A 23345-nucleotide genomic window follows, 5' to 3' on the forward strand; every position below is an offset into this window, starting at 1 on the left:
TCACACTAGGATTTCATTACTTCGTATTTCTCTAAAAACTTCGTATTAAATTCTCCGCCAACAAAGGTTTCATGATCTAATAATTTAAGGTGGAACGGAATGGTTGTGTGTATTCCTTCAACCACAAATTCACTCAGGGCACGTTTCATCCTTGAGAGGGCTTCTTCACGAGTCGCACCATAGGTAATGACTTTGGCAATCATGCTATCGTAATATGGAGGGATCATATAACCAGGATATGCTGCGGAATCGACTCTTACGCCAATTCCACCTGGTGGAAGATACATTTCAATCCGTCCCGCTGAAGGCATGAAATTCTTCTCCGGATTCTCTGCATTAATACGACATTCAATGGCCCAGCCAGTGAACGTTACTTCCTCTTGTGTAAGTGAAAGTTTTTCTCCTGACGCCACCAAAATCTGTTCTTTAATCAAATCGACCCCGGTAACCTGTTCGGTTACTGGATGCTCCACCTGGATACGGGTATTCATTTCCATAAAGTAGAAGCTTTGGTTAACGTAATCATATATAAATTCTACCGTGCCTGCACCTGTATAATCAACCGCTTTGGCTGCTTTTACGGCTGCTTCCCCCATTTTAACACGGATTTCCTCAGTTAAAGCAGGTGACGGTGTTTCTTCGATCAGCTTTTGAAGGCGGCGCTGAATGGTGCAGTCACGCTCCCCAAGATGGATCACATTTCCGAAATTATCTGCCAGGACCTGAATTTCCACGTGTCTGAAGTCCTCAATAAATTTCTCGATATAGACACCCGGGTTTCCGAATGCAGTCATGGCTTCCTGTTGGGTAATCGTCACCCCTTTAACAAGCTCTTCCTGACTTTTTGCAACACGGATCCCTTTTCCTCCACCACCGGCAGTGGCTTTGATGATAACCGGATATCCCATTGATTCCGCAAGTTTAACCGCATCTTCTGCGTCCTTAACGATCCCTTTTGAACCGGGTACGATCGGAACGCCTGCTTCCCTCATCGTTTCACGGGCAACATCTTTTGTCCCCATCTTCGAGATCGCTTCGGGTGATGGTCCGATGAAGATGATATTGCAATCGCGGCACAGGTCGGCAAAATCAGAGTTCTCCGCTAAAAATCCATAACCCGGGTGGATCGCATCACAATCCGTCAATTTTGCCACGCTAATGATATTGGTGAAATTAAGGTAACTGTCTTTCGATGCAGTGGGTCCTATACAGTACGCTTCGTCCGCTAATTGGACATGAAGCGCTTCTTTATCGGCTTCAGAATAAACGGCTACACTTTCGATGCCTAAATCACGGCATGCACGAATGATTCGTACAGCAATTTCTCCTCTATTGGCGATTAATACCTTTTTTATCATATCTGTTTTCGCTCCTTATTCAGGTTTAACCAAGAATAATGGCTGTCCATATTCAACTAATTGACCGTCTTTTACTAAGATTTCTACGATTTCACCTTTCGCTTCGGCTTCGATCTCATTAAATAATTTCATGGCTTCTACGATACACACGACAGAGCTTTCATCTACCTTATCTCCGACTTTCACATATGGTCCTGCTTCAGGTGAAGAAGATTGATAGAAGGTACCAACCATCGGGGAAGTGATTTTATGTAAGTTTTCATCCTCAACATTTGCTTGTGGAGCTTCTTTTACTGGCTGTGCAGGAGCTGGTGCTTCCTGTACAGGCGCTTGTTGGACTGCCTGTGCAGCAGGCTTCACTTCTTCTACCGCTTGTACCACTTGTGGCTGGGCAGATACCGTTACTCCATTATTTTTCTTTAAATTGATCTTTGATCCATCATGCTCGTATGTAAACTCTTCAACACTAGACTGATCTACGAGTTTGATTATTTCGCGAATTTCTTGAATTTTCAACACTGTTGACACCCCTCTTATAGTTTAAAAAATTATGACTAGCTACTAATATCATACGATAATACCATGTATAAATTCAATATGCGATTCCTACCATCCTGTAAAGCGCATACAACTCTCCTTCTATTCTAGACCTTTTTCGGAAAAAAATAAAATAATAGAAAGGGATTTTTGATGAATCCTGTAAAAAAAAGTACGAAAAAGGGATTTTGAGATGAGTACAAACAGAAATAAGCCGCCTAAAGATCTCCTTTAGGCGGCAAGGATTTTCATTTATTCAGTTGTGGGTTGGAATTCCACAGCAACTGGCTTCATTTGCCCCACTTCACTCATTACCAGACGGATGATTTCGTTGGCATCTGCTTTAGAGTGCTCCTTGTCTGATTTCACTGTGATGCGGATGTTTTCTCCGTTCGCTCTTACCAGTGCATCCTCATATCCCATTGTTTTAATCATGGTTTCGAGGACCGATTCTGTCATTGCAAGTTCTCGAAGATTTTCCATCTGCTCATAAGCTGCACTCTTTTCTTCTGCAGACACATCTGCGTTTGCTACTTTTGCTTCAAGTTCTTCACGGAGCTGTTCACGCTGGTCTGTCACTTCTAAACGGAGTGCTTCGAACATTTCATTTCCTGCCGCGTCGGTCACTACTTCCATGTCAGTGCCTGACATCGTTTCTTTATCTCCACCTTTCGCCTGCTCTTTTCCATCCTTTTCCTGATAGGCCATATCTGTCGCCTGCTGCGTGGGCGACGTAATGTAATAAACCGAGAGTACGATTACAAGGCTCAACATCGTTAATAACCAAACTGTTTGTTTTTTAAGTAACATCTATCATTTCCCCCTTATTGTTTGGGCAGGACCGACACCCTGTGGCTTGGAACATTAAGCGAACGGGTTACGGCCTCTATAATCCATTTTTTGATTTGTATGTTATCGGCACCTTTTGCTACTACAAGGACACCGCTGACTTTAGGCTTTTTCGTTTCTTTCACAATGGGAACTTCCTTATCTCCGTTATTGACAATGACGATTTCTTCTTCTTGTGATTTATCTTCTATCGACCGCTTCCCACCTTCTTTATCTTCTTCATCAGTGGATTGCACCTTGGTCGATTCATTCTTCTCATACACTTTCGATTCTGTCGCTTCTACATTGACTACCACATACACATCGCTTACCCCGACGATTTGATCAAGTGCTTCTTTCAACTGATTTTCGTATTGATCTTCGTACCCCCTCATCGAACCATCCGATTCCTTTTGACTGGAGCCGAACGCCTCCACATCCTGGGTTCCTCCATCCACGGTCTTCGCGACCTCGATGCCCCTATCACTGCTCCACAGATCACTGATCAGCATGAAAGCGACACCAACCAGCAGAACGATGAGAAAATAATGCAACCTTTTTCCTTTTTTAACTTTGGGCGGAGAATTCGCATCTTCCTTTGACAACCATTCCTTCAATAGATTCAGCGGACCTTTATTAAAGTTCATTTCCTTCCCCAGTCCCCCCTTCAACGGTAATGATTATTTTGTCTGGTGTAAGATTCCATTGTTCGGCAAGTAAGGAGGCCAATCGGGACGTATCCTCTTCTGATGTGTTCTTTCTCGCTTCAGACCCCGTATCGATTTCAACGTTCTGGACTGTTTCAATTGTGCTGTCTGTTTCACTTTCTTTGTCTTTCATTAGGACTGATACTTCTGAAATACTATCAGGAACATTTTCCAGATCATCTGCTTGTACGGTTATTTTCTCAATAACTTTACCGTGTTCATCCATCAGCTCCTTTTCTGCTTGTTGTTTCATTTGGACAGCCATCTGTTCTAAAATATATGCATGTTGTGAGGCTTGTATTTCTTTTTTCTTCATTTCTATTACATTTTCTACAGAATTATTCTGAGAAGTTCCATTAAAATCGATTGAATTCATCACTTCATCAAAATCGGTGGACATTAATTTGAACAGCGGTGTGAGGATGATGGTGATCAGTAGTAAGCCCGTCACGATTTTGGCATATTTTTGCATGTTGGAGCTTGGAAGAAGCATGTCGATGACGGTGGCTAATAGGACAAAGATAATGATATTCGTAATCCAATCGGTTAGAAATGACAAAGCTTCTTCCTCCTTATCGCATCATCATCGTGATATTGCCTGCTGCAATAATGACCGTAAGACTTAAGAAAAACATGAATGACACGATGGCCAGGGCTGCAAATACATAGATTACACTCTTAGCGATTGTATCGAGACATTCTATGACCGGTCCTCCACCCAGGGGTTGCAGAAGGGCAGCGGCAAGTTTATATATAAATGCAATCATGAGGATCTTGATGGCAGGAAACGCCGCAATGATCAGTACGATGGCGACTCCCGCTATCCCTACCGTATTCTTAAGAAGGACCGACGCGCTGATTACCGTATCAGTGGCATCTGTGAACATCCTTCCGATGACAGGGACAAAGTTTCCTGTCACAAATTTCGCCGTTCGGATCGTAATGCCGTCCGTCACGGCGGCAGTGGCCCCCTGCACGGAAATAACACCGAGAAAGACCGTCATGAATGCTCCCAGGAGTCCGATACTCCAGGTCCTCAAAAGCTGAGCCAGCTGTGTCACTTTATAGTGAACGGAAAGAGTGCTCACGATGCTCAGGAGTGCGGAAAGGAATAGGAGCGGCAGCACGATATTTTGAATGAGTAAGCCGCTTGTATTCATAAGAAATATAATCACAGGATGAAAGAATGCTGCCGAAACCACTCCGCCTGAAGCGGCAATCAAGGCGAGCAGCAGGGGGATGAGGGCGATGATGAAATGAACCATGGTGGAGATAGCATCCCTGGTGTAATCGATCGCCACATGAAAACTGTTCAGGGCAATGATGATCAATACCATGAAAATGATGCTATACGCCACCTTACTGACACTCCCCCCTTCGAAAGAATTCTGAAGGGATTGAAGAAACATACTGAAAATCGTGAGCATGATCAGGGTCCCCAACAATTTCCCATTCATCACGAGCTCTTGAAAGGCAAATTTGAAGATGCCGCTGAACCACACCTTGAATGAAAATTCTTTTTCCCCTTTCATGAAATCAATCAAACTGCCTTTTTGACTTTCAGGAAGAAACCCGCCGTACTGATCGACGATGTCATTCCAGTATCCTGTTAGTTCTTCAATCCCTAATCGGTCCAGCTGAGTATCGATCATTTCCTGCTGAATGGTTGAATCGGGAGGGCTCTCCCCTTCTCCCTCTTCTGCTTGTCCACTTGAGGTGCTTATGATAAATAAGACGAGTGCCATGACGATAATCCGATATAGCTGCAACATTTTTTCCACCTCTTAACGTTTCGCTTATCCAGTCGGTATCATATTGATAATTGTTTCGATCATCACTGTAAGGATGGGAACAGCCATTGCCAATATTAATATTTTTCCGGCAAGCTCCACTTTTGCTGCAAGGGCCCCCTGCCCGGCATCTTTCGTAATATGAGAAGCAAATTCCGCTATGTAGGCGATGCCGATGATCTTTAAGATGGTTTCCACATACACCATGTTCACATTTGCGTTGGCAGCAAGTTTTTCAATCATATGGATGATCGAGTAGATCTGGTCAATCAGAAAAAGAAAAATCGTACAGCCTGTAAATACAATGAGCAGGAAAGCAAAATTCGGTTTCTGTTCTTTAACAATTAACGCAAGAAAGGTCGCAACCAATGCAATACCTACAATTTGAATGATTTCAATCGCCGACGCCCCCTCTATCCTTGATATAAGAAGACCGACTTAATCTTCTGGAACAAATCATCGACAATCGAGGCCACCATGAACAAAATATAGATGAATCCAAACAACGTGACCCACTGGGCATATTCTTTTTTTCCCACCTGGTCTAGTATCGTGTGTAAAAAGGCGACCACTATCCCTACCCCTGCAATCTTGAAAATAATATCCACGTCAATTCCCATTGTTATTTCCCTCCTGGTTTCTACATGCTAAATCCCCCGTCCGGGAGCGGCAAATCAAAGCAATAGGATGATCAGCAGCAATCCCGATAGAAAGCCTAAACTCTTCGTCATCTTTTCATATTTCCTCTGTTTTTCTACGGCTTCTGTTTCTTCCCTTTCAAGATGCTTCAGAGCAAGCTGGATATGTTTCTGTTGAGTCATCATATCGTGTCTGCCCAGATTTTCTCCGAATTGCTTAAGGATTTCGAATTCACCTGACTTGAAAGCCGTTAATTTCCAAATATCATTGAGGCTCTCTTCCCATGCTTTCTTCACGGAGATTTCCTGCTCGGTCAATTTCTTAGAAAATGTTTCAAAAAACCAGGAAACAGGCTTTTGCAGCTGCTTGGAAATCTTTCTGGTTGCTTCATGCAAAGGGGTATGACTGTAGGTGATCTCTGCTTCCAAAGACTGAAGTGCCACTTTCAGCAATCGAAGCTGGCGGGGACGTTCCGTCAAATATTTCGAAGCTTCGAATCCTGCCCAGGAAGTGGATAGGAGAATAAAAACTGCACCGATCAGTTTGATCATTTATGTCACACTCACTTTTTTGAGAAGAGATTTACCGTGTTGGTCCCACACTTCATGAACCATTCCGGGTTCATCCCCTCTCCTTAGTTCAACGAAACGCTCAATCGTTTGGAGACTCACTAAGTCCTTGATCACCGGTCTTTTTCTCACTTCATTCAGTGTTGCTCCATGAGTCGTCATGACCAGAGTGATACCGGCATTCACGGCTTCCTGGATGGCTTGACCATCTTCTTTCCGCCCGATTTCATCGACAATCAGGACATCGGGGCTCATGGAACGAATCAGCATCATCATGCCTTCCGCCTTTGGACACGCATCCAGCACGTCCACTCTCGGCCCAAACATCAGCTGTGGAATTCCATTCACACATCCGGCAATTTCCGAACGTTCATCGACGATCCCCACTTTATAAGGCGGGATATTTTTTTCTGGGATACCCGTGGAAATCATCCTGGCAAGATCCCTGAGGAGCGTCGTTTTTCCGGTCTGGGGTGAACCGATCATCATCGTATGCTTCCAGCCTTCGTTGTAAACATAAGGTAAAATGGACTGTGCAATACCAATTTTCTCCCTGGCGATACGGATATTAAAGGAAGAGAGGCTGCGAATCCCTTTTACGACACCTCCTTCGAGTATCACTTTCCCGGCAAGACCTACACGATGACCGCCTTCAATCGTGATATAGCCCCTTTTCAATTCTTCTTCCAATGTATAAAATGAATGGCGCGATAATTTGTTAATGAGCTGTTCACTATCATCCTCTGTCACGACATAGGAGAGAAAATGGGGTTTCCCTCGTGCCGTGACTTCCAAAACACGGTTGGTTCGGATCCTTATTTCCTCTATCCGATCGATCAGTTCTTGTGGAAGAGTCAGGACTTTTTCAGAAATAGTGCTGGGTAGTAAGGCTAGAACTTCTTGCATTTGGAGTACCTCCTAATCTTGTTCCACTTCAGGATGAATGAAAAAGGGAACGCTTCCTCGTACATGCTTCCCGATAATACAATGTATTCTAGTGAAATAAGATTATGACAGTGGAGGTGGAAGATTTCTGGTTGACGTGGATTTGAATGGAGTAAAATGGATGAAGAGTAGAAGCATGTAGCTAAATAAACATAAAAAAAGCCTGAACAGGAGTATTCCCGTTCAGGCTTTATGATCATTTATCCACGTGATACGTATGATCCATCCGTAGTATTGATGATTAATGTATCCCCTTCGTTGACGAAGAATGGTACGTTAACCACGAGTCCCGTTTCTACAGTAGCAGGTTTTGAACCACCGGAAGCCGTGTCTCCTTTGATTCCTGGTTCCGTTTCCGTCACCTTCAGTTCGACTGAGTTCGGTAGCTCCACCCCAAGGGTTTCACCTCCGTACATCATGATGGATACTTCCATGTTTTCTTTCAAATACTTCAATTCATATTCGATGGAAGTAGCAGGAAGCTCAATTTGATCATAGCTTTCATTATCCATAAATACATGCATGTCCCCATTTGCATACAGGTACTGCATTTTGCGGTTATCGATTTGCGCTTTCCCTACTTTTTCACCTGCACGGAATGTTTTTTCCTGGATGGCACCTGTGCGAAGGTTACGGAGTTTAGAACGGACGAACGCGGCTCCCTTACCCGGTTTAACGTGTTGGAAATCGATTACTCGCCAAATCCCGTTGTCGACTTCAATCGTTAAGCCTGTACGAAAATCATTTACTGAAATCATGTTTATTCCTCCTATTGTCTAGTAGGCCTTATTCAGGACTAAAATGGTAGAATGATTAGATCTTTTGTTGAGTGTGTCAGGGTTTTATTCGAATCTTCCGTAATGAGTGTATCATCCTCGATACGTACGCCGCCAACACCCGGTACATAGACACCTGGTTCAACCGTTACAATCATTCCAGGCTCAAGAACCACATCAGAGCGTGAGGACAATCCCGGTCCCTCGTGTACTTCAAGACCGATCCCATGTCCTAATGAATGTCCGAAGTACTCACCATAACCTTTTTCTGTTATGTAATCCCGTGCGATCGCATCCGCTTCTTTACCTGTCATGCCCGGCTTGATTTGTTCCATTGCAAGAAGCTGAGATTGAAGGACGACATCGTAAATCTCTTTCAATTTCTCGCTCGGTTCACCTACAGATAAAGTGCGTGTCATATCGGAGCAATATCCTTTATAGTATGCACCATAATCCAATGTTACAAAATCACCTTTTTCAATAACTTTATCACTGGCAACCCCATGAGGAAGTGCAGAACGATTACCTGAGGCTACGATGATATCAAAAGATGATGACGTCGCTCCTGCTTTTCTCATGAAGAATTCTAATTCGTTGGAAACTTCTAACTCTGTCACACCCGGTTTGATAAAATCTAATATATGCTTAAATGCTGCATCGGCAATATCAGCCGCATCCTTAATTATATTAAGCTCTTCAGGTGTCTTAATCAAGCGTAACTTTTCCACAAGGCCTGATACAGGCACCATTTCCGCTTCCACTGCACCCCGGTAGCTTTCGTATGCACTGTAAGTCATGTCGTTCTTTTCAAAACCGAGCTTTTGTATGCCCAGGTTTTTAGCCTGTTTCGCTACTTCTTCATGAATCGGTCCCGTGTGCTGAACGATCTCATAATCAGCCGCCTGTTCTGTTGCTTGCTCTATGTATCTGAAATCTGTAATGAACAGGGCTTTCTCTTTTGAGATCAATACGACACCGGATGAACCCGTAAAGTTCGTCATATAGCGTCGGTTATACGTACTTGTTAAAAGAATTCCGTCTAATTCATTTTGTGAAAAGGTCTCTCGTAATCGTTCAATTTTCATCCAAATCCACTCCCTTAATGTGCTTTATGATTGCTTGTAGAGCTAATTCGTATCCAAACAGTCCCAAACCAACAATCTGCCCAATCGTTTCGGCTGCTATGACTGACTGGTGCCTGAACGCTTCACGGGCATGAATATTTGAGATATGCACTTCCACGACCGGTACAGATACGCTTGCCACAGCATCCCTTATGGCATAGCTGTAGTGGGTAAACGCACCGGGATTCAGTATGATTCCACCAAAGGCTTCGTCTTCTGAATTATGGATGATATCAATCAAATCCCCTTCATGATTCGATTGGGCGGCAATCAATTGAAAGCCTTCATTTTCTGCTTGTTTCTTTAATTTCTCTTCAAGTTGAATCAGTGTTACATGACCATAGATTTCAGGTTCCCGCTTTCCTAACCTATTTAAATTCGGGCCATTCAACAGTAAGATTTTAACCATATGTAAACTCCTAAAAAAAAAGAATGTTCATCATGAACATTCTAACATAAACCTTTTACCTATACCTACATAATTGTCTGATAAATAGGATTTCTTAATGAGATACTTCCCCGGACTTTTCCTTATTATCCTGGTGTCTTAATTCATTTTCTTCATAAGAAATCGAGTAACCTATGAATACCCCATATAGAACATATATACAAAGAGTGGTGATTAATGTATGATAATCAATCGCGGTAAAGGATTTTATACTTGGGAAAAGTGGATTAAGAACCAGGAAAAAAGCCAGGTAAAGCACAATCCCATACCCTGCACCTACCCACATTGACTTGAATTTCCTCAATACTCCATAATAGATAAGGGCCACACCGATCGAGATGACACCGTAGGCGACGATGGATAACACGACTCCGATCCATTTGTCCACCCAGTTCCCCACTGCCCAAGGTTCGAATATTATATTCGGTTCAATCTTCGTAAAGGAAAAGAAATAGCAGAGATATGCAATCGAACTCCAAAACATTCCCCCGATAAACCCAGTGACGACGACCATTGCCGTGAAGGAAAGAGGTTTTTCACTCTGATTCTGCTCTAAACGAGGGTTTTCTTTACTTTCTTCCGTACCCTCCTGGACTTTTTCATGTTGACCTTTTTGTTCTGCCATCTGTAACACCTCCATTCGTAGTATGTCCCATCGAATGAAACATTTGCATATAATTGAGCATATTTCATTTAAACGGCAGGCAGTATTTCACAGAATTACTTAATGAGGAGACCTCTCTCTAGTGCTTTTCTTCATTTTTTAGTAAAATAGATAGTATCTTTCGAAACTTCAGAATAAAGATGCGAGAATGGTACATTTATAACACGATAAAAAATCAATTAATACGGTTAAAGAACACACAAATGGTCTAGAATAATAGTATAGATATCATTTATGATGGATAGTCATGTAAGGAGGTGGCTTTGTTGAACGCTCGTAATATCTTTGTTTTCACACTCATATTATTGGCTACGATCGGGCTTGGAACTTCCCTGTTCGGAAATCCTTTAGGACTTGCAAGAAAACTGCTCGTGACAGCAGCTGTCATCGGAATCATCTATTTTATATATCGAAGGTGGTTCAGCGGCAGAGGGGCTGGTAATAGCAATGAACAGAGAGCGTTTGTTAAAGCAGCCAAACAATCAAAGAAGCGGCATAAGAGGAAAACTGCAAGAAAGCCTCAAGTATCCAATGTTTCAAAAAAACGCCCGATACGAAAAAAATCCAATGCCAAACTGACTGTAATTGAAGGTAAAAAGAATAAAAAAAACAATCGAGCCTCTTTTTAGGAGCTCGATTGTTTTTTTAATAGTGCCATTTTTGCAGAAAGCTTTCAGCCTTGGATTTACCATATTGAATGAGTTCTATTTTCCTTTCCGGAGTCAGTTCAAACTCCGTGGTCAGGACTCCCTCCGTCGGGATAAAGATGATATTCTTTTCGAGCTTTCTGGATATATACCTCGAATCATGGGCATCTTTCATGGTAGTAAAGAGCGCTCCGTATAAATCAATGGCATTCTTGATTTGCCTTTTTGGTTTGCCTATGATGTCGTGACTCAGCTTGACACCGATAACAGGTCTAATCTTTTTCACGTTCTCTCTGTCAAATAGCCACATGGGGAAATTACTGAGTACCCCTCCGTCCACCATAAAGCTGACCCCTTCCAATGAACGCAGTTTCACCGGTTCAAAAAAATAAGGAAGACTCGCGCTCATCCGGATCGCCCGTGCAACAGGGAAGGTTTCTTTCGCGATCCCATACTTTTCGAGGTCATCCGGGAGGACCAATAACCGACCATTTGATAAATCGGATGCTATGACACGTAGTGAATGTGGAGGTAGATCGGCAAACGTGTAGACCCCCCTCGCTTTCAGCTTTTCTTCCAGCCAGTTTTCAAGTGCCACACCTTTGTATAGCCCTAAACGATAGTAGATACGAAACCACTTGAGAATGGGAAGGGGAATGATCGCATTTGAGTCCAACAGCTTTTTGAAATCCACATCGTCCATGATATCGAGCAGTTCACGGCTTGAATACCCGGCTGCAATAAAAGCGGCAATCACGGCACCTGCGCTTGTACCCGCCAGTCTCTTGAATGTGTACCCTTTTTCCTCTATAGCCTGATATGCTCCAATCAGGGCGAGTCCTTTTATGCCTCCACCAGAAAATACGCCGTCAATGTCCACAGGCTCCACTCCTCTTAGGTGTATTACTACATCTTTAATTCACCGTGAAGGAATTTAGACTAAAAAAATAAGAGGGGAACCAGTCCCCTCTTACCCTTTTCCCTGATTATAGTCCACACTTCAGCTGAGCGCCGCAGTTGGTACAAGTATTGCACCCGCCCATATCTTTTACCGTCCCTTTACGGCAGACAGGGCATGTATTCCCCACTTCAGAACCGATGGTCACGTCCGTTGAACGTACGTCCTGGATCGTGTCCAGCAATACAATCGGCTTCTTGGATGTTGGAATATCATGTTGAACTTGTTCCTCTTCATCGTCAAAGCTGTTTTCTTCCGCTTTAAGGGTAAGGACCTGTGAATCACGGCTTCCGTCGACGTACACGGTCCCGCCCTTGGCGCCGCCTTTATAAAGACGCTCATACACTTTTTCCACTTGCTCAACCGTGTAACCACGAGGTGCATTGACGGTTTTCGAAATGGAGCTGTCGATCCAATTCTGGATGACACACTGCACGTCAGCATGAGCTTGAGGTGCCAGGCTCATGGAAGAAACGAACCATTCCGGGAGATTATCAGCATCGGCATCGGGATTTCTCTTTAAGTAATCCTCAACAATATCCGCTTTCACTTCAATGAATTTACCGAGGCGCCCGCTTCTGTAATACGTAAAGGAGAAGTACGGTTCAAGACCTGTCGAAACTCCTACCATCGTACCTGTAGAACCTGTTGGAGCGACGGTTAACAGATGGGAATTCCTGATACCGTATTGTTCGATGTCGGCACGTACATCCTCAGGCATTTTCTTCATGAATCCTGTTTCCACAAAGGCTTTTCTTAAGGCCTTTGTTTCTTCATCGGTACTTCCAGTAAGGAATGGGAAGCTTCCTTTTTCCTTCGATAATTCAACGGATGCACGATAAGCCGTTGTGGCAATGACTTCAAAAACTTCGTCCACAAGCTTATTTCCTTCTTCGGATCCATATTCTTTTTCACAATAGATCAACAGGTCTGCAAGACCCATTACGCCAAGGCCTACCCGTCTCTCACCGAGTGCCTGCTTCTTATTTTCATCAAGGAAGTATGGCGTCGCATCGATGACATTGTCCTGCATGCGTACACCGACTTCAACCGTACGCTTCAACTTCTCGAAATCAACCGTTTTGTTCTCCTTATCCGCGAACTGTGCAAGGTTGACGGCAGCCAGGTTACACACGGAATATGGAGCTAGAGGCTGCTCGCCGCATGGGTTCGTGGCCACTACCTTTTGACCGTATGCTTTCGCATTTGTCATATCATTGGCGTTATCGATAAAGAAGATTCCAGGCTCAGCAGAGTAAGTTGCACACACATTGATCAGGTTCCACAGCTCTTTTGCCTTGATCTTACGGTACGTGCGCACTTTGTAGCCGAGCTTTTCCCACTCACGGACATCACCGACGTTGTGCCATTCTTCATTATAGTATTTCATTTGCTCTTCATTATAGCTCTCCACATCAGGGAAGCGCAGCTCATATTCGCGGTCGTTTTCCACCGCTTCCATAAAGTCGCTCGTCAGGCACACAGAGATATTCGCACCTGTAAGAAATTCTGGATTATGGACGCTGTATGTTCCTCCTGTACGGAGTTTTTCTTCTGCATTTTTAAGGATCTTTGCATCAAATCCACCGTAGCCCGGGATTTGTCTGTAGTTCAAGATCCCTTGGTACATCGCTTCCTCTTGTTCTGTCAGCGGAGTGAACTTCAACTTTTCCTGAGCAGCCTTTTTGATGGTTTCATCTTCTGTGTTCTCAAGAAGATAGCGCAGGATACGCGGGTTTTGCATTTTGGAAATGATGAATTCGATGATATCGGGATGCCAATCGGAAAGCATGATCATTTGAGCCCCACGTCGTGAACCGCCCTGCTCAACCAAGTGAGTCAACTTCGCAATATCATCCAGCCATGAAACGGAACCGGATGATTTACCGTTCACACCTTTTGCCAAGGTATTGCGTGGACGTAGCGTCGATCCGTTCGTTCCGACTCCTCCGCCGCGGCTCATGATTTCCATCACCTGCTTGCGGTGTTCTGAAATGCCTTCACGGGAATCCTGGACGAAGGGCATTACATAACAGTTGAAGTACGTTACATCCGTTCCTGCCCCTGCTCCGTAAAGCACACGCCCTGCTGGAACAAAATGCAGATTTACTAATTCATGATAAAATTTTCCAAACCAAACTTGTCTCTTTTCAGGAGTTTCTTCCACTTCTGCCAAGCCTGTTGCGTTACGCTTCGCAATTTGTTCATAGTAGACTTCCAGTGGTTTCTCAATGACATCCAGTGTTCTTGAGACGATCCCCGTTTCCATTTCCTCCGGCTTGTCGATGGCGCTTCTGTATTCATCTTCAATCCAGACAGATGCTTTTTTCGTTTCCCAATCGATACTCGTGATATACCCTAATCCCCTTGCAGGAAATTTAGGATCTTCCTTGATGGTAAGAACGACAAAGTCACCTTCAGACAGGGTGATTTTTTCTGTGTCCTTGAACGAATAACGATCGATCATGACCAGACGGGATACACCTTTGTGTGTTGTTTTCATATCAGGGGTGATGGGATGTACTTGAGGAAACAATCCAATATCCTTGTTTAATCTTTCGGTGTTTAAATTCATCGTATTTTTCGACGCAACAGTCATAAAGACAACTCCTTCTATCTCAAATGTTTCAGTTTATGTTATTTCGCTGATGACTAATATCAAATATTAAGATATCACAGCCATTCTGGAAAAGCAATAAATAAACACAACATATTGTGTACGAAAAATTATTCGACACACCATATATTGTGTTTCAGGTCAATAGGTCATTTGTTTGTCAAACGGATAATAAGCCAATAAAAATAGAAAACAGGAGTAAATAATAGAAAACAATATAATCCATGAGTCAATTCTATTAATTCAAGACTTGATATAAATCGAAGCCCTGCAATAGTTGCTAAAATAGGAAAAAAGCGACAAGGATCGCTTTTTTTCTACAAAAAAATTTTTACCGTTTAAAATTCCATTCATCTGATTCGTATCTGGATTTCGCGAGGTCCACTACATATTGTGTTTCTTCTTCAGAAAGTTCATATGGCTCAAGATGAATGTTCAATCCCTCTTCAAAGCCTTTTTTGAATGCGTCTTTGGCCATGTCCATCGTTATCGTTTCAGAACTGATTTCGTTCATGGCAACCGCCTTGTTTTTGAAGGCACGCTGCATTCGTTCTTTTACTCTGTCAGATGGATAGTTAAACAGACTGAACAATTTATCTTCATCAAGATCCAAGAGAATAGAACCGTGCTGAAGGATGACTCCTTTTTGACGGGTCTGAGCACTTCCTGCCACTTTCCTTCCCTCTACCACCAGCTCATACCAGCTTGGTGCGTCGAAGCATACGGAAGATCGCGGGTTTTTCAATCCTTCCCGTTCCTCTGCCGTTTTAGGAACTGCAAAGTAAGCTTCGAGCCCGAGACCCTGGAACCCCTTAAGAATCCCTTCAGAAATGACACGGTATGCTTCTGTGACGGTTTTAGGCATCTCCGGGTGTTCTTCTGAAACGATGACGCTATACGTCAATTCATGTTCATGTAGAACTCCACGCCCCCCCGTCGGCCTTCTAACAAATCCGAGTCCATGTTCCTTCACGGCATCAAGATTGATTTCTTTCTCTACCTTCTGAAAGTAACCGACCGATAGTGTAGCTGGATCCCAGCCGTAAAACCGGATCGTCGGAGGTATCTTCCCTTCACTGTGCCATTCAAGCAGTGCCTCATCAAGGGCCATATTATAAGAAGGGGAGCAATTTCCCGAGTCAATGAATCTCCATGTTTCCTTTTTCATGTAACATACCTCATTTACGTCTTTGCGTTAAGATTTTGTTATGTACGATTGTTTCTTGATTCAAGTCCGTTACTAGTCTATCAAATCCACACCAAAAAACAAAGAAAAACAGATTGGAAAGTCTTTGCTTCAAAATGAAAAATATGTTTTGATTATCACTTGAATGATGAATATAATAGAAGGTAGCGCATTTGTAGAAAGGAGCATGAATGATGGAAGGATTATATATTCTTTTAGTCGTACTGGGTGGAATTATCATATATTCACTTTTTACGTTCTTCTATCAAAAGAGAATCGTGAATACACTGAGTGAAGAGGAATTTCGAGCAGGATATCGCAAGGCTCAATTGATAGATGTTCGTGAAGCGAATGAATTTGAAAATGGTCACGTACTGGGTGCACGGAATATTCCATTGTCACAGATCAAAATGAGACAAAAGGAAATCCGTTCGGATCAACCCGTTTACCTTTACTGCCAAAGCGGACTTCGCAGCGGGAGAGCAGCTCAAATGCTGCACCGCAAAGGATACCGCGACCTTCACCACTTGCAAGGCGGCTTTAAAAAGTGGACAGGTAAAGTAAAACATAAAAAATAATGTAGAAGGATCGCCCTGGGGTGGTCCTTTTTTAGTTGAGTGTGGTGGGATGTGGTTTTGTGCTTAAAATGAAGGTCCGTCCCTCAGGTAAAAACCCCTCAGCGTTTCGCCAAGGGGTTGTTTTGGTATTGTTTTTAGCTTTCTTTTGTATAGCGCAGGACCGGTTTTCTTGCTGCCAGTGTCTCATCCATGCGCTTCACGATGGTCGTGTGTGGCGCTTCCTGGACGATTTCCGGTGTTTCTTCTGCTTCTTTTGCAATTTGGATCATGGCATCAATGAAAGAATCAAGGGTTTCTTTTGATTCTGTTTCCGTTGGTTCAATCATCATGCACTCTTCGACATTTAATGGGAAGTAAATGGTTGGCGGATGATATCCGAAGTCCAAGAGCCGCTTCGCAATATCGAGCGTGCGTACGCCAAGCTTCTTCTGACGTTTCCCACTGATGACGAACTCATGTTTACAATGACGATCATACGGCAGGTCAAAGTAAGGAGCAAGGCGGCGCATCATGTAGTTTGCGTTCAGTACGGCATTCTCCGTCACGGCTCTCAGTCCGTCCGGCCCCATAGTTCGGATATACGTATAGGCCCGAACGTTGATACCGAAGTTACCATAGTATGGTTTTACACGACCAATTGAGTCAGGACGGTTATAATCGAATTCATATTGCTCTCCGTTTTTCACAAGGACAGGTTTTGGAAGATATTTAATTAAGTCTTCCTTCACTCCTACAGGACCGCTTCCTGGACCTCCGCCTCCGTGAGGACCGGTGAACGTCTTATGAAGATTCAAATGCACGACGTCAAATCCCATATCCCCCGGTCTTGCTTTTGAGAGAACCGCATTCAAGTTGGCTCCGTCATAATAGAGCTTTCCACCTGCTTCATGAATGATGGAAGCCATTTCCATGATGTTTTCTTCGAATAAACCAAGAGTATTTGGATTTGTCAGCATGAGGGCAGCTGTATCATCCCCGACTACCCGCTTTAAGTCTTCTAAATCGACCAGACCGTTTTCATTCGACTTTACCGTCACCGTTTCAAATCCGGCAACTGTTGCACTTGCAGGGTTCGTTCCATGAGCCGAGTCCGGTACGATCACCTTCGTACGATGGGTATCTCCATTCGCCTCATGGTAGGCACGGATCATCATCAGACCTGTCCACTCTCCATGGGCTCCCGCCGCAGGTTGAAGCGTGACTTCATCCATACCCGTGATTTCTTTCAAATGCTCCTGGAGATCATACATCAGTTCAAGAGCACCTTGCACGCTTTCAGCTTCCTGAAGAGGGTTGATGTGAGCGAATCCGTTCAGTCGCGCAACGTTTTCATTCACTTTTGGATTGTATTTCATCGTACAGGATCCAAGTGGATAGAAACCGGAATCCACCCCATGATTGCGTTTCGATAACGCTGTATAATGGCGCATGATATCTAGTTCCGATACCTCAGGAAGTTCAGGTGCTTCTGTACGGATATAGTCGGTCGGAATGAGATCTGACAGTTCCACCTGTGGTACATCCATCTCTGGCAGGCTGTACCCTGTGCGGCCTTCTTTAGATAATTCAAAAATAAGAGGCTGATCTTTCTTATTCATGACAATCCCCCAATTCTGCTGCGAATGCGTCGATTTCTTCTTTGCTGCGAAGTTCTGTAACAGCTACCAGCATATGCTGAGCAAGGCTGTCATCCATTAATCCAAGATCGTACCCGCCGATCATTTCTTTTTCCAGAAGCTTTTTATTGATTTCTTTAACAGGTCTATTCACCTTTAAGACAAACTCATTGAATGAAGGTCCTTCAAATGCGATGGAGAATCCTTTTGCTTTAAAGGCTTCTTTGGCATAGTGAGCTTTTTGGATGTTTTGAATGGCCATTTCTTTGACTCCCTGTTTTCCGAGTGCCGTCATAGCGACAGATGCGGCAAGGGCATTCAGAGCCTGGTTGGAACAAATATTCGAAGTCGCTTTGTCACGACGGATATGCTGCTCACGGGCTTGCAGGGTCAACACGAAGCCACGGATGCCATCTTCATCGACGGTTTGACCGACCAGACGGCCTGGTACTTTACGCATAAGCTTCTTATTCACGGCAAAGTATCCGCAGTGAGGGCCTCCGAAGGCACTTGGAATGCCGAATGGCTGCGCGTCACCAATGACGATATCAGCACCTAATTGTCCCGGAGGTGTAAGTGCTCCAAGGGCAAGGGGATTGGATGAAACGACGAACATTGCTTTTTCTGCATGTGCCACTTCTTCAATCGCTTTCAGCTCCTCCACCCGTCCAAAGAAGTTAGGGTATTGAACGATGACCGCTGCTATGTCATTCCCCATCAATTTCTTCAGTTCTTCCACGTCGGTTACACCATTATTGTGCGGAATTTCAACTACTTCGATATATTGACCCTTCGCGTAAGATCTCAATACATCACGTGATTCAGGATGAACTGTACTCGAAACGAGAACTTTCTTGCGGCGTGTTTGACCTGCACTCAACATAGCTGCCTCTGCCAGAGCCGTTCCTCCATCGTACATGGATGAATTGGCTACATCCATACCTGTCAGTTCACAAATCATCGTTTGGAATTCAAAGATCGCTTGCAGTTCTCCTTGGGAGATTTCCGGCTGGTAAGGTGTATAAGCTGTATAGAACTCTGAACGAGATAATACATGATCCACAATGATCGGCATGTAATGATCGTATACCCCTGCCCCTAGAAAGGATGCATGACTTTTCAGATCCGCATTTTTCGCGGCCATCTTAGTGAGTTCTTTTACCAATTCCGTTTCCGACTTCGCTTTTTTGATTTTGTAATCCCCATTAAAACGAACCTGTTCAGGAATATCCTCAAATAGATCGTGAACGCTGTCTACTCCAATGCTGTCTAACATTTCCCTTTGATCTTGCTCTGTCATCGGTAAATAACGATGCTTCATGACCGTCATTCCTCCCCTATTTCTTTGGTCTTTTATAAAAAGGTGTTGCTACCACTTTCGCATTTAACTTTTTCCCTCTGATTTCCACCAGTACTTCCGTATCCAAAGCAGTAAACTCTTTATTCAAGAGGGCCAACCCTACATTTTTCTTTAACGTTGGTGATTGTGTACCCGTTGTGACTTCACCTATTTCTTCTTCTCCGGAAAATACTTTATAGCCATGACGTGGAATGCCGCGATCAATCATTTCAATTCCCACGATCTTTCGTGTGGCACCTTCTTCTTTTTGTTGTTTCAGCACTTCCTGTCCGATGAACGGAACCTCTTTATTCACTTTTACAGCAAACCCGATCCCGGCTTCAATCGGCGTGATGGATTGTGATAATTCCTGTCCGTAAAGTGCAAGATTCGCTTCGAAACGTAAGGTATCCCGTGCACCAAGTCCACACGGAAGGACTCCATGCTCTTTACCTTCCTCAAGGATCGCCGTCCAGATCGCCACTGCATCAGTTGAGGCACAATAGATTTCAAACCCATCTTCACCCGTATAACCGGTACGGGAAACGAGTGCAGACTTCCCATTTATATTCACTTCAGTTTGGAATTTAAAAAAGCCGATATCGCTCAATGTATGTTCATTGGTGATTTTTTGCAGTACTTCTTCCGCAATCGGACCTTGAAGGGCCAATTGCGCCATATGTTCAGAGATATTGTTGATTTCAACACCATCTGTTTCATGTTCTTTCAACCACTGAAAATCTTTATCTATATTTGCTGCGTTTACAACGAGCAAATAATCATTGTCTTTTATTTTATAAACCAGTAAGTCGTCGACTGTCCCACCGTTTTCGTAGCACATGGCCGTATACTGTGCGCCTCCGTCTTTTACTTTGGAGACATCATTTGTCATCATTTTCTGTAAGTAGTCAAGAGCCCCTTCACCCTTCACTTCAATTTCTCCCATATGAGAAACATCGAATAGTCCTGCCCGGGTTCTTACCGCTTCATGTTCTTCTTTAATACTTGAGAATTGCACTGGTAAAGCCCAGCCACCGAAGTCGATGGTCTTACCTCCATACTCTTTGTACACATCGTATAAAGGTGTTTGTTTTAACTCTGACATGACTTTTCCCCCTTTAAATTCCTTGCTTGCATAATTCTTAACCAAGTTTTATCCCATGAAAAAAGGACAGAAAAACCCCTTTTCATAAAGAAGTTTTCTCTGTCCTTGCACCTGAAAGTTTACCGAAGAACGGCTTTCCCCTTTGGTGGTTTCCTGTTTCGGAAACGCTCTCCAGAGTTGCGTCCAACAAGAGTCTTTTTGCCTGAGAGATTCACACATAAACGTGCTTGCTCCTTCGGCGCTGTTTGCACAGTCTCTCCCCTTGTCATCATTCGCCAATATTCCTTGAAACAATTGGTCATACTAGAAATATACAGAAGAAATGTTGTAAATGTGAATGTTCGGATTTTCGAGTTTTTCTAACAATTGAAAATCTATTTTCATCCTACCATTAAATACGAGTTTTGAGCAATCATTTTTATTAGAAATAAGGAGATGTTTTTCAGATGAATGTTGAGGTTATATTTGATGAACAGTGGGGAGAAGGTCTTGAAAGTTTAATCGAAAACGATGGCCCCTGGGGGAACTGGGAGCTTTATAAACTCGCCATCGAATTTGAGCACCATCTTGCAATTCCGAACTTTGAAGGCCTGCAGGCTCCAAAACATTTGGCAAATGTCACTCCTCTCCCTCACCAGCTGGAAGCAGCGAAGCAGGTAGTGGAAACGATGAACGGAAAAGCGATTCTTGCGGACGAAGTTGGACTCGGAAAAACGATTGAAGCCGGATTGATATTGAAAGAGTACATGATTAGGGGATTAGTCAAAAAGGTATTGATTTTGGTTCCTGCTTCTCTCGTTTCTCAATGGGCATATGAATTAAACAGTAAGTTCTTCATTCCCGCCGTTCCCCAGCGTAAGAGCTACGTATGGGATCAATGTGACATCGTGGTTTCATCCATGGATACGGCAAAGAGGAGCCCTCATCGGGAAAAAGTGTATGAGCAGGATTATGACCTGGTGATCATCGACGAAGCTCACAAACTGAAAAATCATAAAACAAAAAACTATGAATTTGTCCAAAATCTCAAGAAGAAATTCTGCCTACTATTGACTGCAACACCTATCCAAAATCGTGTAGAAGAAATCTTTCATCTTGTTTCCCTTCTAAAGCCTGGGCATCTTGGGAATGAATCTGGGTTCACGGACAGATATAAAAAAGGGGATCGTACACTTCAGGAGGATGACCATCTGAAAAGCCTCATCAACAAAGTAATGATACGCAATAGGCGTGGCGATACAGGGATTGAATGGACGAAGAGGCATGTGAAGACTGTATTAATTGATTTCAACGAGGCTGAGAGAGATTTATATAACAGCATCGACCTGCTCAGAGGAAGATATGATGACTGGGCAAATTCCAGCTCTTTCTCACTCCTCACCCTTCAAAGAGAAGCGTGCAGTTCCCGTGAAGCTGTATTTTACACACTTAAAAATATGCTTGAAAAGAAGGAATCACCTACACCTGCTTTTGAACATACGATTGGTACACTGATGAAAAAAGTAGAGAACGTGACCATGAACTCAAAGGCACAAAAGGCGCTGGAAATCGTTCAATCGATAAATGATAAAGTGATCATTTTCACAGAATACCGTGCAACACAGCTCTATCTTCAATGGTTCTTGAAACAGCACGGAATCAGCTCGGTCCCTTTCAGGGGAGGATTTAAACGAGGAAAAAAAGACTGGATGAGAGAGTTATTCCAGAAGCATGCACAGGTGTTGATTGCCACTGAAGCTGGAGGAGAAGGAATCAACCTCCAATTCTGTCACCACGTGATCAATTTTGATCTGCCATGGAACCCGATGAGATTGGAACAGCGAATCGGCCGCGTTCACCGTCTTGGGCAGACAGAAGATGTTCATATTTATAACTTCGCTACAAAAAATACAGTTGAAGAACATATCCTGAAACTTCTGTATGAGAAAATCAATCTGTTTGAACGGGTGATCGGTCAACTGGATGAAATACTCACCCGCCTGGATTTCAGGGATTTCGAAGAGCATGTGACAGATATCCTGTCTTCATCCCGAACAGAGGGAGAAATGAAGATCAAAATGGAGAATTTAACAAGTATGATTCAATTTGCAGAACAATTAAAGGAGGAGAAAACAAATGCAGCAGCACGAAATTCATCGATTTCTTGAGCGGTATTTCATCGCCAATGGATGTGATATGGTTGCGAACGGAAATGGATACATGACTGTACAGCTCACGATCGATTTGGATAAAGAACTTATGAACCGACCATTCTACTGGCATTATCTTGAAAAGACAGGGGGGACACCGAACCCGATGACGTTATCCCTCATCACCAATCCTGATCATGCACCTGAGGATATGAAAGGTGAACCGATCCACTTTGGTTCACCGAGGCTTCATCAGATCTTCCACTCAACCCGGAATCTTGCAGGGTATATACGGCTTTATGAAAATCGGTATACTCCGAGCGGCCAACAGACGCCCCTTCATCCTTGGCTGGGATTGAACATTAAAATATCTTATCAATCCAACCGAAAGAAAGACAGCATCCGTAGTATCGGTGTAAACTTGATCAATGGAATCATAGAAGAAAACTTTCATGGGGCTCTAATGACCAAAAACATGACACCGAAGATTCCAGATTTCTCTTTCACTTTGACACCAATCATCAAACCGAAAAGTGGAGTGAACAGAGTCCAGTCATATCTATACGAAGAAATTAAAAGGGAACCCGTCGAGTGGGCGGAGCAAGCAAGAAAGACTTGGGAGGATGATCTTCAACTTTTGAATCATTTTTATGGAGATCAGGAAGAAAAACCCGAATCCTATTTTCTTGAGCAGCAGGCTTTAAAGGAGCAGTATGAACCAAAAATTACCATAGAGGTCATAAACGGTGGAATATTTTATTTACAGCAGTCACAGTGAGGAATCT

At 43.5% G+C, this 23345-nt stretch carries 24 protein-coding genes and 2 riboswitches; of the genes, 4 read left to right on the top strand and 20 right to left on the bottom strand.

Going from position 1 to position 23345, the window contains the following annotated elements; all coding sequences use genetic code 11:
* Positions 1 to 5 precede the first annotated feature (5 nt).
* The 14 genes from accC to KYJ26_RS17140 all read right to left on the bottom strand — a co-directional run bounded on the left by accC (position 6) and on the right by KYJ26_RS17140 (position 10346).
* Positions 6 to 1358, bottom strand: a complete 1353-nt coding sequence (gene accC / locus KYJ26_RS17075) for an acetyl-CoA carboxylase biotin carboxylase subunit (protein WP_219168565.1) — start codon at positions 1356 to 1358, stop codon at positions 6 to 8.
* A gap of 15 nt (positions 1359 to 1373) precedes the next feature.
* A complete protein-coding gene (gene accB / locus KYJ26_RS17080) occupies positions 1374 to 1877 on the bottom strand; it encodes an acetyl-CoA carboxylase biotin carboxyl carrier protein (protein ID WP_219168566.1) in 504 nt (167 codons plus the stop codon).
* Between the two features lie 270 nt (positions 1878 to 2147).
* On the bottom strand, positions 2148 to 2705 hold the full coding sequence (locus KYJ26_RS17085; RefSeq protein ID WP_219168567.1) for a SpoIIIAH-like family protein: 558 nt from the start codon (positions 2703 to 2705) through the stop codon (positions 2148 to 2150).
* A 14-nt stretch (positions 2706 to 2719) separates the two neighbouring features.
* Positions 2720 to 3370 carry a stage III sporulation protein AG gene (gene spoIIIAG / locus KYJ26_RS17090; RefSeq protein WP_219168568.1) on the bottom strand — a complete coding sequence of 217 codons (651 nt, stop codon included), beginning with the start codon at positions 3368 to 3370 and terminating at the stop codon, positions 2720 to 2722.
* Positions 3360 to 3989: a stage III sporulation protein AF gene (gene spoIIIAF / locus KYJ26_RS17095; RefSeq protein ID WP_219168569.1), complete on the bottom strand. Its 630-nt coding sequence runs from the start codon at positions 3987 to 3989 to the stop codon at positions 3360 to 3362. Before spoIIIAF ends, spoIIIAG begins: the two co-directional genes overlap by 11 nt.
* Positions 3990 to 4002: 13 nt before the next feature.
* Positions 4003 to 5202 (bottom strand): stage III sporulation protein AE, encoded by a 1200-nt coding sequence (gene spoIIIAE / locus KYJ26_RS17100; RefSeq protein ID WP_219168570.1) that lies wholly within the window; start codon positions 5200 to 5202, stop codon positions 4003 to 4005.
* A gap of 24 nt (positions 5203 to 5226) precedes the next feature.
* Positions 5227 to 5619 carry a stage III sporulation protein AD gene (gene spoIIIAD, locus KYJ26_RS17105; protein WP_206850505.1) on the bottom strand — a complete coding sequence of 131 codons (393 nt, stop codon included), beginning with the start codon at positions 5617 to 5619 and terminating at the stop codon, positions 5227 to 5229.
* A gap of 14 nt (positions 5620 to 5633) precedes the next feature.
* Positions 5634 to 5840 carry a stage III sporulation protein AC gene (spoIIIAC, locus tag KYJ26_RS17110; protein WP_034758004.1) on the bottom strand — a complete coding sequence of 69 codons (207 nt, stop codon included), beginning with the start codon at positions 5838 to 5840 and terminating at the stop codon, positions 5634 to 5636.
* Between the two features lie 54 nt (positions 5841 to 5894).
* Entirely contained in the window at positions 5895 to 6410 is a 516-nt protein-coding gene (gene spoIIIAB, locus KYJ26_RS17115) for a stage III sporulation protein SpoIIIAB (protein WP_219168571.1), read from the bottom strand.
* Entirely contained in the window at positions 6411 to 7334 is a 924-nt protein-coding gene (gene spoIIIAA, locus KYJ26_RS17120; RefSeq protein ID WP_219168572.1) for a stage III sporulation protein AA, read from the bottom strand. It lies immediately after the preceding gene.
* A gap of 239 nt (positions 7335 to 7573) precedes the next feature.
* Entirely contained in the window at positions 7574 to 8131 is a 558-nt protein-coding gene (gene efp / locus KYJ26_RS17125; RefSeq protein WP_098354363.1) for an elongation factor P, read from the bottom strand.
* Positions 8132 to 8169: 38 nt separating this feature from the next.
* The gene (locus KYJ26_RS17130; protein ID WP_219168573.1) at positions 8170 to 9234 is read right to left on the bottom strand and encodes a M24 family metallopeptidase; all 1065 of its coding nucleotides are present in this window, start codon (positions 9232 to 9234) and stop codon (positions 8170 to 8172) included.
* Complete coding sequence (aroQ, locus tag KYJ26_RS17135) at positions 9224 to 9682, bottom strand: type II 3-dehydroquinate dehydratase (RefSeq protein WP_219168574.1); 459 nt, start codon at positions 9680 to 9682, stop codon at positions 9224 to 9226. Before aroQ ends, KYJ26_RS17130 begins: the two co-directional genes overlap by 11 nt.
* Positions 9683 to 9776: 94 nt before the next feature.
* Positions 9777 to 10346, bottom strand: coding sequence for a YqhR family membrane protein (locus KYJ26_RS17140; RefSeq protein ID WP_219168575.1), 570 nt, complete (start codon positions 10344 to 10346; stop codon positions 9777 to 9779).
* Positions 10347 to 10651: 305 nt separating this feature from the next.
* On the opposite strand from KYJ26_RS17140, the gene KYJ26_RS17145 reads away from it, so the two are divergent.
* Entirely contained in the window at positions 10652 to 11014 is a 363-nt protein-coding gene (locus tag KYJ26_RS17145) for an SA1362 family protein (RefSeq protein ID WP_219168576.1), read from the top strand.
* Between the two features lie 16 nt (positions 11015 to 11030).
* Here the strand turns inward: KYJ26_RS17145 and KYJ26_RS17150 are convergent, their stop codons facing one another.
* From KYJ26_RS17150 to KYJ26_RS17160, 3 genes are all read right to left on the bottom strand, one after another.
* The gene (locus tag KYJ26_RS17150) at positions 11031 to 11912 is read right to left on the bottom strand and encodes a patatin-like phospholipase family protein (protein WP_219168577.1); all 882 of its coding nucleotides are present in this window, start codon (positions 11910 to 11912) and stop codon (positions 11031 to 11033) included.
* Positions 11913 to 12018: 106 nt separating this feature from the next.
* Complete coding sequence (locus KYJ26_RS17155) at positions 12019 to 14589, bottom strand: vitamin B12-dependent ribonucleotide reductase (RefSeq protein ID WP_219168578.1); 2571 nt, start codon at positions 14587 to 14589, stop codon at positions 12019 to 12021.
* A 349-nt stretch (positions 14590 to 14938) separates the two neighbouring features.
* Positions 14939 to 15775, bottom strand: a complete 837-nt coding sequence (locus tag KYJ26_RS17160) for a lipoate--protein ligase family protein (protein ID WP_219168579.1) — start codon at positions 15773 to 15775, stop codon at positions 14939 to 14941.
* Positions 15776 to 15987: 212 nt separating this feature from the next.
* Here KYJ26_RS17160 and KYJ26_RS17165 point away from each other — a divergent pair, with 212 nt between their 5' ends.
* Entirely contained in the window at positions 15988 to 16371 is a 384-nt protein-coding gene (locus KYJ26_RS17165) for a rhodanese-like domain-containing protein (RefSeq protein ID WP_219168632.1), read from the top strand.
* Positions 16372 to 16505: 134 nt separating this feature from the next.
* Here the strand turns inward: KYJ26_RS17165 and gcvPB are convergent, their stop codons facing one another.
* From gcvPB to gcvT, 3 genes are read right to left on the bottom strand one after another with little or no spacing between them, the layout of a single operon-like run.
* The gene (gene gcvPB, locus KYJ26_RS17170; protein WP_219168580.1) at positions 16506 to 17969 is read right to left on the bottom strand and encodes an aminomethyl-transferring glycine dehydrogenase subunit GcvPB; all 1464 of its coding nucleotides are present in this window, start codon (positions 17967 to 17969) and stop codon (positions 16506 to 16508) included.
* On the bottom strand, positions 17962 to 19308 hold the full coding sequence (gene gcvPA, locus KYJ26_RS17175) for an aminomethyl-transferring glycine dehydrogenase subunit GcvPA (RefSeq protein ID WP_219168581.1): 1347 nt from the start codon (positions 19306 to 19308) through the stop codon (positions 17962 to 17964). Before gcvPA ends, gcvPB begins: the two co-directional genes overlap by 8 nt.
* 16 nt (positions 19309 to 19324) lie before the next feature.
* Positions 19325 to 20431 carry a glycine cleavage system aminomethyltransferase GcvT gene (gcvT, locus tag KYJ26_RS17180; protein WP_219168582.1) on the bottom strand — a complete coding sequence of 369 codons (1107 nt, stop codon included), beginning with the start codon at positions 20429 to 20431 and terminating at the stop codon, positions 19325 to 19327.
* A 97-nt stretch (positions 20432 to 20528) separates the two neighbouring features.
* Positions 20529 to 20608, bottom strand: a riboswitch (glycine riboswitch).
* A 3-nt stretch (positions 20609 to 20611) separates the two neighbouring features.
* A riboswitch (glycine riboswitch) is annotated at positions 20612 to 20703 on the bottom strand.
* Between the two features lie 174 nt (positions 20704 to 20877).
* Here gcvT and KYJ26_RS17185 point away from each other — a divergent pair.
* Complete coding sequence (locus tag KYJ26_RS17185) at positions 20878 to 22578, top strand: DEAD/DEAH box helicase (protein ID WP_219168583.1); 1701 nt, start codon at positions 20878 to 20880, stop codon at positions 22576 to 22578.
* The gene (locus tag KYJ26_RS17190; RefSeq protein ID WP_219168584.1) at positions 22547 to 23338 is read left to right on the top strand and encodes a YqhG family protein; all 792 of its coding nucleotides are present in this window, start codon (positions 22547 to 22549) and stop codon (positions 23336 to 23338) included. The genes KYJ26_RS17185 and KYJ26_RS17190 overlap by 32 nt, the downstream gene beginning before the upstream one ends.
* Positions 23339 to 23345: the final 7 nt, after the last annotated feature.

It is taken from the genome of Rossellomorea orangium (genome assembly GCF_019334305.1).
Classification (GTDB): domain Bacteria; phylum Bacillota; class Bacilli; order Bacillales; family Bacillaceae_B; genus Rossellomorea.